Below are 10908 nucleotides of genomic sequence, written 5' to 3'. Positions count from 1 at the left end.
CATGCAGGTAGGGGTTTTGTCTTTATGGCCCGAAAAAGCCAAGCTCTCACGCAAGTCTTGGCCTTGCCCAGATCCCTGTAGGACCGGCTTTAGCCCCGAACACCGGCAAAGCCGGTGCCATCCTCCGCGTCGCTTGCTTCGCGGCTAAAGCCGCTGCCACAGGTCTCCCTCCCACAATTCGAGCCAGAACACTAGAATAGCCCCACGCACCTATTCAGAAGCGCTATATGCCAAACCCTGTCGAACCTGAAACCCTGGCCCAGTTGCCGCTGGACGAGCTTGTCGCTTGCCACGAGTGCGACCTGCTGCTGCGCAAGCCCGTGCTCCAGCACGACGAAAAAGCCCAATGCCCGCGCTGTGGCTACGAGCTCTACGCTCATCGGCACAATGTGGTCAACCGCAGTCTGGCGTTGGTACTGACCGCCCTGTTGCTTTTCGTGCCAGCCAATTTCCTGCCAATCATGCAGCTGCATCTGCTTGGCCAGACTTCGGACGACACCGTCTGGAGTGGTGTGCTGGGCCTGTACAACTCAGGAATGCGCGGCGTAGCCGTGGTGGTTTTCTTGTGCAGCATGGCCATCCCCCTGGCAAAACTGCTTTGCCAGTTGGCAGTGCTGCTGAGCATTCGCTTGAATATGGGGCGTAACTTCGGCCTGCTGTTCTACCGCATCTATCACCACCTGCGTGATTGGGGCATGCTCGAGGTTTATTTCATGGGTGTGCTTGTGGCCATCGTCAAGTTGGTGGACCTGGCCGAATTGACGGTGGGCCTGGGGCTGTTCTGCTTCATCAGCCTGCTATTGATTCAGGTGTGGCTCGAAGTGGTGATGTCACCTCACCAGATCTGGAGTGCACTATCGGGGGAGGACCTGCATGCGGGCGATTGATGCGGGCATTCTTGTCTGCAATGAATGTCACGAGCTGAACCGGCAAGAGCCCGACAGCATTTCACAGACCTGTACGCGTTGCGGGGCCATCGTGCATGCGCGCCGGCCGAACAGCATCGTGCGTACCTGGGCATTACTGATTGCTGCATCAATCCTGTACATCCCGGCCAACATGCTGCCGATCATGACCGTGAGTACGCTCGGTCAGGGCAGCCCCGACACGATCATGTCCGGCGTCATCACGCTGCTCAAGCACGGCATGGTGCCCATCGCGGCTGTGGTGTTCATTGCCAGTATCCTGGTGCCCACGTTCAAGCTGGTGGGAATCGGCTTGCTGCTGTACTCCGTTCAGCGCCGGCAACCGCTGTCTGCCCGACAACGGATTTTGATGTACCGCTTTATCGAATTCATTGGGCGCTGGTCCATGCTGGATATCTTCGTCATTGCCATTTTGGTGGCGGTGGTGAATTTCGGTCGAATAGCCAGTGTCGAAGCCAACCTGGGCGCTGTCGCCTTCGCAACTGTGGTGATCCTGACAATGCTTGCCGCTTTAACTTTCGATCCCCGACTGATTTGGGATAACACGGAGTCGGATGACGACCATGAGTGACCTGCCAACGGCTAAAACCCGCCCAGCCTCGAACTGGTCGGCCATCTGGATCCTGCCTTTGATCGCCTTGATGATCGGTGGCTGGCTCGCATGGCAAGCCTACCGTGATGCCGGTGTGCAAATTGAAGTCCGTTTCGAGTCAGGCGAGGGCATCGTCGCCAATAAGACTGAGGTGATCTACAAGGGCATGCCGGTTGGCAAGGTGGTGAGCCTGGTGCTCGACGCCAAGGGCGACAACCAGGGTGTGATCGCTACCATCGAGATGAACAAGGCCGCCGAGCCTCACCTGACCAAAGGCACGCGCTTCTGGCTGGTGAAGCCGAGTGTCAGCCTGGCGGGTATTTCCGGTCTTGAAACGTTGGTATCGGGTAACTACATCGCCGTTAGCCCGGGGGAGGGGGAGCGCACAAAGCGCTTCACCGCATTGAAGGTGGCACCACCGCTCTCGGACACGGAGCCGGGCCTGCATTTGACGCTCAAGGCTGACAGGCTGGGCTCGCTCAACCGTGACAGCCCTGTGTTCTACAAGCAGATCCAGGTTGGTCGCGTAAAAAGCTACCGCTTGTCCGAGGACCAGAGCACTGTAGAGGTCAAAGTCTTCATCGAGCCAGCCTACGCCAGCCTGGTGCGCAAGCACACGCGCTTCTGGAACGCCAGCGGCGTCAGCATCGATGCTTCGCTTTCGGGTGTTAAGGTGCGCAGCGAGTCGCTGTCGAGCATTGTGGCCGGTGGTATCGCTTTTGCCACGCCGGAATACCGCAAGGACAGCCCGCCCACCGATCCGAGCCTGCCGTTCCGTCTGTATGAAGACTTCGATGCAGCCCAGGCCGGCATCCGCGTCAAAGTGAAGCTGAGTGACTATGAAGGCCTGCAGGCAGGTCGCACGCCAGTCATGTACAAGGGCATCCAGGTGGGCTCGCTGAAAGCCCTGAAGATGGAAGACAACCTGGCCAGTGCATCAGCGGAGCTGACGCTGGACCCGCTGACCGAGGACTACCTGGTCGAAGGCACGCAGTTCTGGGTGGTCAAACCGTCGATTTCCCTGGCGGGTATCACCGGCCTAGAGGCATTGGTCAAAGGTAACTACATCGCCATTCGCCCGGGCGAGAAGGGCGCACGGCCCGAGCGTGAGTTCGAGGCCCGCGCCAAGGCGCCGCCGCTCGACCTCAAGGCGCCGGGCCTGCACATGGTGTTGTTCGCCGACACCCTGGGTTCACTGGAAATCGGCAGTCCGGTGATGTACCGCCAGGTGAAGGTGGGCAGCGTGCAGAGCTACCAGTTTGCCCGTAACAGCAACCGCATTCTGATCGGCGTGCATATCGAGAAAGAGTACGAGAAGCTGGTCAACGGTTCGTCGCGCTTCTGGAACGTCAGTGGTATCACCCTGACGGGCGGCCTGTCGGGCATCAAGATCAAGAGTGAGTCGCTGCAAACGCTGATGGCCGGTGGTATCGCCTTCGACACGCCGCGGCCCGATGTAGCGCTCAAGCGCCATATTCCGCGTTTCCGCCTGCATGATAGCCAAGAGGCGGTAAACCGCGCGGGTACCTTGATTACCATCCGCGTTGACCGGGCAGATGGACTGAAGCCGGGCACTGCGATCCGCTTCCGTGGCCTGGATGTGGGCAGTATCGAAAGCGTCGACCTTACCGATGACCTGCAGGCGGTGCTTCTGCGCGCTCGCATTACCGAGTCGGCCGACCGTATCGCCCGTGTCGGGACGCAGTTCTGGGTGGTCAAGCCTGCTTTGGGCCTGGTACGCACCGAAAACCTCGACACCCTTGTGGGCGGGCAGTACCTGGAAGTGCAGCCGGCGGCCAAGGACCGTGGCCCGCAGCGCGATTTCATCGCCCTGGCTGATGCGCCGCAGGTGGCGGGGCCAGAAGTCGGTTTGCCATTGACGCTCAGTGCGCCACGCCGAGGCTCGATCAAGCCCGGTGTGCCGGTGACCTACCGTGAGGTGGCGGTGGGGAAGGTAACAGGCTTCGAGCTGGGCCAGAATGCCGACCGCGTGCTGATCCATATCCTTATCGAACCACGCTATGCGGCTTTGGTGCGCAGTGGTAGCCGCTTCTGGAACAGCAGTGGCTTCGGTTTCGACTGGGGGCTGTTCAAGGGGGCTACGGTGCGTACCGAGTCGGTGGAAACCCTGATCGACGGTGGTATCGCGTTCGCTACGCCAGATGGCGAGCAAATGGGTAACCCGGCTCGGCCACAGCAGACCTTCGCCTTGTTCGACAAGGCCGAGGATGAATGGCTGCAGTGGGCGCCGAAGATTCAGATCGCCAAGTAAGAATTGTTGGAGCGGGTTTACCTGCGAGGAATCTTGCGATGCATGACATCGGCTCTGCCGGTGTTCGCGGGTGAATCCGTTCCTACAAGCGTCAATTGATGAGTATTATTGTGTCAATTGACTATCAATGTTCGAGTCGAATGATTCCAATAAATTGCAGGCAACAAAAAGCCGACCCTAGGGTCGGCTTTTCGACTAGCACGTCGCTTAGGCAGCTGCAGCTTCTTTCAGCGCCTTGATGTGGCCATTCAGACGGCCTTTGTGACGAGCAGCCTTGTTCTTGTGGATGATACCTTTGTCGGCCATACGGTCGATTACAGGTACAGCCAGAACGTAAGCGGCTTGCGCTTTTTCGGCGTCTTTTGCGTCGATGGCTTTAACTACATTCTTGATGTAGGTGCGGACCATGGAACGCAGGCTGGCGTTGTGGCTGCGACGCTTCTCAGCCTGTTTTGCACGTTTCTTGGCGGAAGGTGTGTTGGCCACCGTCGAGCTCCTCGAAAGACTTTAGGTAAATAGCAAACAAAATAGGCCGCGAATCATGCCGATCAGTCGACCGGATGTCAAGGCCACCTGCAAGGTTCCGCCGAGCGGTGCGCCAACAAGCGGGAAAGATTCCTTTCTGCTGCGCGACCTGTACACTCGGGAATTTTTGGCTCCCCTGCGAAGGCGCGGGAGTATCGCACATTCGGACGCTGTCTGGCAGCGTCCTCTGTCATTGGCGTGAATCTTTTCGATGAACCTGCTCAAATCCCTGGCTGCAGTAAGCTCGATCACCATGATTTCGCGGGTGCTGGGCTTTGTTCGCGACACCATCCTGGCACGCATCTTTGGTGCAGGTGTCGCCACCGATGCCTTCTTCATCGCGTTCAAGCTGCCCAACCTGCTGCGGCGCATCTTCGCCGAAGGGGCCTTCTCCCAGGCCTTCGTGCCGATCCTGGCCGAATACAAGACCCAGCAAGGCGAGGAAGCGACGCGCACCTTTATCGCTTATGTCAGCGGTCTTTTGACCTTGGTCCTGGCCTTGGTGACTGCCATCGGCATCCTCGCGGCACCGTGGGTGGTGTGGGCCACAGCCCCGGGCTTTGTCGACAGCGCGGAAAAATACGAGCTGACCACTGCGCTGTTGCGGGTGACTTTTCCTTATATATTGCTGATCTCGCTGTCTTCCCTGGCCGGGGCGATCCTCAATACTTGGAACCGTTTTTCGGTACCCGCCTTCACGCCGACCTTGCTGAACGTGGCGATGATCGCCTTCGCCGTGCTGCTGACGCCGTACTTCGACCCACCGATCATGGCTTTGGCCTGGGGTGTGCTGGCCGGTGGCCTGGCGCAGCTGCTGTACCAGCTGCCGGCGCTGAAAAAGATCGGCATGCTCGTGCTGCCGCGCCTGAACCTCAAGGACGCGGGGGTATGGCGGGTGCTGAAGCAGATGCTGCCGGCGATTCTCGGGGTTTCGGTAAGCCAGATTTCGCTGATCATCAACACCATATTCGCCTCCTTCCTGGTGGCCGGCTCGGTGTCGTGGATGTACTACGCCGACCGCCTCATGGAGCTGCCCTCGGGCGTGTTGGGCGTGGCCTTGGGCACCATCTTGCTGCCGACCCTGGCCAAGACCTACGCCAACAAGGACCGCGAGGAGTACTCGAGGATTCTCGACTGGGGCCTTCGCCTATGCTTCCTGCTGGTGCTGCCCTGCACCCTGGCATTGGCCATTCTTGCCGAGCCACTGACTGTTGCGCTCTTTCAATATGGCAAGTTCAGTGCGTTTGATGCAGCCATGACGCAGCGGGCGCTGATGGCGTATTCCGTAGGCTTGCTGGCGATCATTCTGGTCAAGGTACTGGCACCCGGCTTCTATGCGCAGCAGAATATCCGCACGCCAGTGAAGATCGCGATTTTCACCCTGGTCTGTACCCAGTTGTTCAACCTTGCGCTGGTCGGCCCGCTTGCGCATGCCGGCCTGGCATTGGCGATCAGCCTGGGTGCCTGCCTGAATGCCGGCTTGCTGTTCTGGAAGCTGCGCAGTCAGCAGTTGTTCCAGCCGCAGCCAGGCTGGGCAGTGTTCCTGCTCAAGCTGGTTTTGGCAGTGACGCTGATGTCGGCTGTACTGCTGGCAGGCATGCACTATATGCCGGCCTGGGAGCAGGGCATCATGCTGGAGCGTTTCCTGCGGCTGGGGGCGTTGATCCTGGCCGGTGTCATGACGTATTTCGGCTGCCTGTACCTGTGCGGCTTCCGGCCCCGGCATTTCGCCCGCAAGGCCCTGCACTGAGGCTTCGGACGGGTCAGGCGTCGGTTTTTCACATTCCACGCCGCCCTTGGGCGCTGCTGCCTGTCACCAGCGCCCGGGTGTGGTTATAATCGGCCACTTTATGAGCAAGAAGCGCGTTATGCAGCTGGTTCGAGGTCTTCACAACCTGCGCCCCGAGCACCGGGGCTGTGTCGCCACCATTGGCAACTTCGACGGGGTTCACCGCGGCCACCAGGCAATCCTGGCGCGCCTGCGCGAGCGCGGCCAGGCGTTGGGCCTGCCGACCTGTGTGGTGATCTTCGAACCGCAACCGCGCGAGTATTTCGCCCCCGATACCGCACCGGCGCGCCTGGCACGCCTGCGCGACAAGGTCGAGCTACTGGCCGCCGAAGGTATCGACCGGGTGCTGTGCCTGGCGTTCAACCAGCGACTGAGCAAGCTCAGCGCCGATGCCTTCGTCAAGGCCATCCTGGTTGACGGCCTGGGTGTGCGTCACCTTGAAGTGGGTGATGACTTCCGCTTTGGCTGTGACCGCGCCGGTGACTTCGCCTTTCTGGTCGAGGCCGGCAAGCAGTACGGCTTCACCGTCGAGGCCGCTAATACGGTGATCCAGGACGGCCTGCGGGTCAGCAGCACCGAAGTGCGCAAGGCCCTCAGCGAAGGTAACTTCGAGCTGGCCGAGCACCTGCTGGGCCGCCCGTACAGCATCACCGGCCGCGTGCTGCATGGCCAGAAGCTGGCTCGCCAGCTCGGCACACCTACCGCCAACATCCAGTTAAAGCGCCGCCGCGTGCCGCTGTCCGGGGTCTACCTGGCCAGCATCGAGATCGACGGCAAGGCCTGGCCGGGTGTCGGCAATATCGGCGTGCGCCCCACCGTTGCCGGTGATGGGCGCCCGCACCTGGAGATTCATCTGCTGGATTATGCCGGCGACCTTTACGGCCGGCGCCTGACGGTGGAGTTCCACCACAAGCTGCGTGAAGAGCAGCGATTCGCCTCCCTGGAGGCGCTGAAGTCGGCGATCGATGCGGATATCGCCGCCGCACGTGCACATTGGCACGCTCAACCGCTAACGAAGAGCCTGAAATGACCGACTACAAAGCCACGCTTAACCTTCCGGACACCGCCTTCCCCATGAAGGCCGGCCTGCCTCAGCGCGAACCGCAGATCCTGCAGCGCTGGGACAGCATTGGCCTGTACCAGAAGCTGCGCGAAATTGGCAAGGATCGTCCCAAGTTCGTCCTACACGACGGCCCGCCCTATGCCAACGGCAAGATTCACATCGGTCATGCGCTGAACAAGATCCTCAAGGACATGATCGTCCGTTCCAAGACCCTGGCCGGCTTCGATGCGCCGTACGTGCCAGGCTGGGACTGCCATGGCCTGCCGATCGAGCACAAGGTTGAGGTAACCCACGGCAAGCACCTGTCTGCCGACCGCACCCGCGAGCTGTGCCGCGAGTATGCTGCCGAGCAGATCGAAGGGCAGAAGACCGAGTTCATTCGCCTGGGTGTGCTGGGTGACTGGGACAACCCGTACAAGACCATGAACTTCGCCAACGAAGCCGGCGAAATCCGCGCCCTGGCCGAAATGGTCAAGCAAGGCTTCGTGTTCAAGGGCCTCAAGCCAGTGAACTGGTGCTTCGATTGCGGTTCGGCGCTGGCCGAGGCCGAGGTCGAGTACGCCGACAAGAAATCCCAGACCATCGACGTGGCCTTCCCGGTTGCCGACGAGGCCAAGCTGGCCGCCGCTTTCGGCCTGGATGCGCTGGCCAAGCCAGCCGCCATCGTGATCTGGACTACCACCCCGTGGACCATCCCGGCCAACCAGGCGCTGAACATCCACCCGGAGTTCAAATACGCCTTGGTCGATACCGGTGAGCGCCTGCTGGTGCTGGCTGAAGAGCTGGTCGAGTCGTGCCTCAAGCGCTACAACCTAGAAGGCTCGGTCATCGCTACCGCGCAAGGTTCGGCGCTGGAACTGATCAACTTCCGCCACCCGTTCTACGACCGCCTGTCGCCGATCTACCTAGCTGACTACGTCGAGCTGGGCGCCGGTACCGGCGTGGTGCACTCCTCGCCAGCCTACGGTGAAGACGACTTCGTCACCTGCAAGCGCTACGGCATGGTCAATGACGACATCCTCACCCCGGTGCAGAGCAACGGTGTGTATGTCGAGTCGCTGGAGTTCTTCGGCGGCCAGTTCATCTGGAAGGCCAATCCGGCCATCGTCGAGAAACTGAGCGAAGTCGGTGCGCTGATGCACACCGAAACCATCAGCCACAGCTACATGCACTGCTGGCGTCATAAAACCCCGCTGATCTACCGCGCCACCGCGCAGTGGTTCGTGGGCATGGACAAGCAGCCGTCTACTGGCGAGCCGCTGCGTGAGCGCGCCCTGAAGGCCATCGAAGAGACCAAGTTCGTACCGGCCTGGGGTCAGGCGCGTCTGCATTCGATGATCGCCAACCGCCCGGACTGGTGCATCTCCCGTCAGCGCAACTGGGGCGTACCGATCCCGTTCTTCCTGCACAAGCAAACCGGCGAGCTGCACCCGCGCACCGTCGAGCTGATGGAAGCCGTGGCCAAGCGCGTCGAACTGGAAGGCATCGAAGCCTGGTTCAAGCTGGACGCTGCTGAGCTGCTGGGCGCTGAAGCCGACCAGTACGACAAGATCGCCGACACCCTCGACGTGTGGTTCGACTCGGGCACCACCCACTGGCACGTACTGCGTGGCTCGCACGACATCGGCCATGCTACCGGCCCGCGCGCCGACCTGTACCTGGAAGGTTCCGACCAGCACCGCGGCTGGTTCCACTCTTCCTTGCTGACCGGTTGCGCCATCGACAACCATGCGCCTTACCGCGAGCTGCTGACCCACGGCTTCACCGTGGACGAGAACGGCCGCAAGATGTCCAAGTCGCTGGGCAACACCATCGAGCCGGAGAAGGTCAACAACACCCTGGGTGCCGACATCCTGCGCCTGTGGGTTTCCGCTACCGACTACTCCGGTGAAATGGCGGTTTCCGAGCAGATCCTGCAGCGCAGCGCCGACGCCTACCGGCGTATCCGCAATACCGCACGCTTCCTGCTGTCCAACCTGTCCGGCTTCGACCCGGCCCGCGACCTGCTGGCCCCGGAAGACATGCTGGCACTGGACCGCTGGGCCGTGGACCGCACCCTGTTGCTGCAACGCGAGCTGGAAGAGCACTACAGCGAGTACCGTTTCTGGAACGTCTACTCCAAGGTGCACAACTTCTGCGTGCAGGAGCTGGGCGGCTTCTACCTCGACATCATCAAGGACCGCCAGTACACCACCGGCGCCAACAGTGTCGCCCGCCGTTCCTGCCAGACTGCGCTGTACCACATCAGCGAAGCGCTGGTGCGCTGGATCGCGCCGATCCTGGCCTTCACCGCCGATGAAATCTGGCAGTACCTGCCGGGCGAGCGTAACGAGTCGGTGATGCTCAACGGCTGGTACCAGGGCCTGAGCGAGCTGCCCGAAGGCACCGAGCTGGACCGCGCCTACTGGGACCGCGTGATGGCGGTGAAGGCCTCGGTCAACAAGGAGCTGGAAAACCAGCGTACCGCCAAGGTCATCGGCGGCAACCTGCAGGCCGAAGTCACCCTGTACGCCGACGAAGGCCTGAGCGCCGACCTGGGCAAGCTGGGCGACGAATTGCGCTTCGTGCTGATCACGTCGGCCGCCAGCGTGGTGTCGTTCGTGCAGGCGCCAGCGGATGCTGTGGCCACCGAAGTCGAAGGCCTCAAGCTGAAAGTGGTCAAGTCGGGTCACGCCAAGTGCGGCCGTTGCTGGCACTTCCGAGCCGACGTCGGCAGCCACCCGGAGCACCCGGAAATCTGCAGCCGTTGCGTCGACAACCTGAGCGGTTCGGGCGAGGTGCGTCACTATGCCTAACCCTGCAGCGGGGCGCTTCGGGCGCCTTGCATGGCTTTGGCTGAGCTTGCTGGTCCTGGTCCTCGACCAGGCCACCAAGCTGTATTTCAACAACGCCTTGACCATGTACCAGCAGATTGTCGTCATCCCGGACTACTTCAGCTGGACCCTGGCCTACAACACCGGTGCTGCCTTCAGCTTCCTGGCGGAAAGCTCGGGCTGGCAGCGCTGGCTGTTCGCCCTGATCGCCGTGGTGGTCAGTGCCGTGCTGGTGGTGTGGCTCAAGCGCCTGGGGCGTAACGAGACCTGGCTGGCTGTGGCGCTGTCGCTGGTGCTGGGGGGCGCGATCGGTAACCTGTACGACCGCGTCGTGCTGGGCCATGTGGTCGACTTCATCCTGGTGCACTGGCAGAACCGCCATTACTTCCCGGCCTTCAACCTGGCCGACAGTGCCATTACCGTTGGTGCGGTGATGCTGGCGCTGGATATGTTCAAGAGCAAGAAGTCCGAGGATCCGGTCCATGACTGACACCCGTATCGGCCAGAACACCGAAGTCACCCTGCACTTCGCGCTGCACCTGGAAAACGGCGACACCGTCGACAGCACGTTCGACAAGGCCCCGGCCACCTTCAAGGTGGGCGACGGCAACCTGCTGCCAGGTTTCGAAAACGCGCTGTTCGGCTTCAAGGCCGGTGACAAGCGTACTGTGGTGGTGGCCCCGGAGAACGCCTTCGGCCAGCCCAACCCGCAAAACGTGCAAGTCATGCCGCGGTCCAACTTCGAAGGCATGGAGCTGTCCGAGGGGCTGCTGATCATCTTCAACGACGCCGCCAACACCGAGCTGCCGGGTGTGGTCAAAGCGTTCGATGACGACCAGGTGACCATCGACTTCAATCACCCACTGGCTGGCAAGACCCTGACCTTCGAGGTGGAGATCCTCGAGGTGAAGGCCCTGTAAGCCTGGAG

At 61.2% G+C, this 10908-nt stretch carries 9 protein-coding genes; 8 read left to right on the top strand and 1 reads right to left on the bottom strand.

Going from position 1 to position 10908, the window contains the following annotated elements; genetic code table 11:
• The first annotated feature begins 227 nt into the window (after positions 1 to 227).
• Genes ACF8R4_RS15940 through ACF8R4_RS15930 form a run of 3 tightly spaced genes read left to right on the top strand, consistent with a single transcriptional unit; the run spans position 228 to position 3790 of the window.
• Complete coding sequence (locus ACF8R4_RS15940; protein ID WP_060501360.1) at positions 228 to 887, top strand: paraquat-inducible protein A; 660 nt, start codon at positions 228 to 230, stop codon at positions 885 to 887.
• Positions 874 to 1497 (top strand): paraquat-inducible protein A, encoded by a 624-nt coding sequence (locus ACF8R4_RS15935; protein ID WP_156868207.1) that lies wholly within the window; start codon positions 874 to 876, stop codon positions 1495 to 1497. The genes ACF8R4_RS15940 and ACF8R4_RS15935 overlap by 14 nt, the downstream gene beginning before the upstream one ends.
• Positions 1490 to 3790 (top strand): PqiB family protein, encoded by a 2301-nt coding sequence (locus ACF8R4_RS15930; protein ID WP_025754944.1) that lies wholly within the window; start codon positions 1490 to 1492, stop codon positions 3788 to 3790. Before ACF8R4_RS15935 ends, ACF8R4_RS15930 begins: the two co-directional genes overlap by 8 nt.
• Positions 3791 to 3997: 207 nt before the next feature.
• On the opposite strand, the gene rpsT is transcribed toward ACF8R4_RS15930, so the two are convergent.
• A complete protein-coding gene (rpsT, locus tag ACF8R4_RS15925) occupies positions 3998 to 4276 on the bottom strand; it encodes a 30S ribosomal protein S20 (protein WP_003247625.1) in 279 nt (92 codons plus the stop codon).
• Between the two features lie 250 nt (positions 4277 to 4526).
• On the opposite strand from rpsT, the gene murJ reads away from it, so the two are divergent.
• The 5 genes from murJ (at position 4527) to fkpB (ending at position 10900) form a co-directional block, all read left to right on the top strand.
• Positions 4527 to 6065 carry a murein biosynthesis integral membrane protein MurJ gene (gene murJ, locus ACF8R4_RS15920; protein ID WP_060501365.1) on the top strand — a complete coding sequence of 513 codons (1539 nt, stop codon included), beginning with the start codon at positions 4527 to 4529 and terminating at the stop codon, positions 6063 to 6065.
• Between the two features lie 118 nt (positions 6066 to 6183).
• Positions 6184 to 7134: a bifunctional riboflavin kinase/FAD synthetase gene (gene ribF, locus ACF8R4_RS15915; RefSeq protein ID WP_060501367.1), complete on the top strand. Its 951-nt coding sequence runs from the start codon at positions 6184 to 6186 to the stop codon at positions 7132 to 7134.
• Positions 7131 to 9962 carry an isoleucine--tRNA ligase gene (gene ileS / locus ACF8R4_RS15910; RefSeq protein ID WP_156868209.1) on the top strand — a complete coding sequence of 944 codons (2832 nt, stop codon included), beginning with the start codon at positions 7131 to 7133 and terminating at the stop codon, positions 9960 to 9962. Before ribF ends, ileS begins: the two co-directional genes overlap by 4 nt.
• Complete coding sequence (gene lspA / locus ACF8R4_RS15905; RefSeq protein ID WP_016713412.1) at positions 9955 to 10470, top strand: signal peptidase II; 516 nt, start codon at positions 9955 to 9957, stop codon at positions 10468 to 10470. The genes ileS and lspA overlap by 8 nt, the downstream gene beginning before the upstream one ends.
• Positions 10463 to 10900 carry an FKBP-type peptidyl-prolyl cis-trans isomerase gene (fkpB, locus tag ACF8R4_RS15900; RefSeq protein WP_003247607.1) on the top strand — a complete coding sequence of 146 codons (438 nt, stop codon included), beginning with the start codon at positions 10463 to 10465 and terminating at the stop codon, positions 10898 to 10900. The genes lspA and fkpB overlap by 8 nt, the downstream gene beginning before the upstream one ends.
• The last annotated feature ends 8 nt before the right edge of the window (positions 10901 to 10908 follow it).

The organism is Pseudomonas sp. FYR_2 (assembly GCF_043106425.1).
GTDB classification, from domain to species: domain Bacteria; phylum Pseudomonadota; class Gammaproteobacteria; order Pseudomonadales; family Pseudomonadaceae; genus Aquipseudomonas; species Aquipseudomonas monteilii.
Note: the sequence above shows the minus strand (reverse complement) of the source record. Positions and strands in the feature narration are given on the sequence as shown.

Excerpts from the sequence above, each read along its gene's own strand:
- ACF8R4_RS15940 (WP_060501360.1), top strand. The coding sequence starts at position 228 with ATGCCAAACCCTGTCGAACCTGAAACCCTGGCCCAGTTGCCGCTGGAC.
- murJ (WP_060501365.1), top strand. The coding sequence starts at position 4,527 with ATGAACCTGCTCAAATCCCTGGCTGCAGTAAGCTCGATCACCATGATT.
- ileS (WP_156868209.1), top strand. The coding sequence starts at position 7,131 with ATGACCGACTACAAAGCCACGCTTAACCTTCCGGACACCGCCTTCCCC.
- fkpB (WP_003247607.1), top strand. The coding sequence starts at position 10,463 with ATGACTGACACCCGTATCGGCCAGAACACCGAAGTCACCCTGCACTTC.
- ribF (WP_060501367.1), top strand. The coding sequence starts at position 6,184 with ATGCAGCTGGTTCGAGGTCTTCACAACCTGCGCCCCGAGCACCGGGGC.
- ACF8R4_RS15930 (WP_025754944.1), top strand. The coding sequence starts at position 1,490 with ATGAGTGACCTGCCAACGGCTAAAACCCGCCCAGCCTCGAACTGGTCG.
- lspA (WP_016713412.1), top strand. The coding sequence starts at position 9,955 with ATGCCTAACCCTGCAGCGGGGCGCTTCGGGCGCCTTGCATGGCTTTGG.
- ACF8R4_RS15935 (WP_156868207.1), top strand. The coding sequence starts at position 874 with ATGCGGGCGATTGATGCGGGCATTCTTGTCTGCAATGAATGTCACGAG.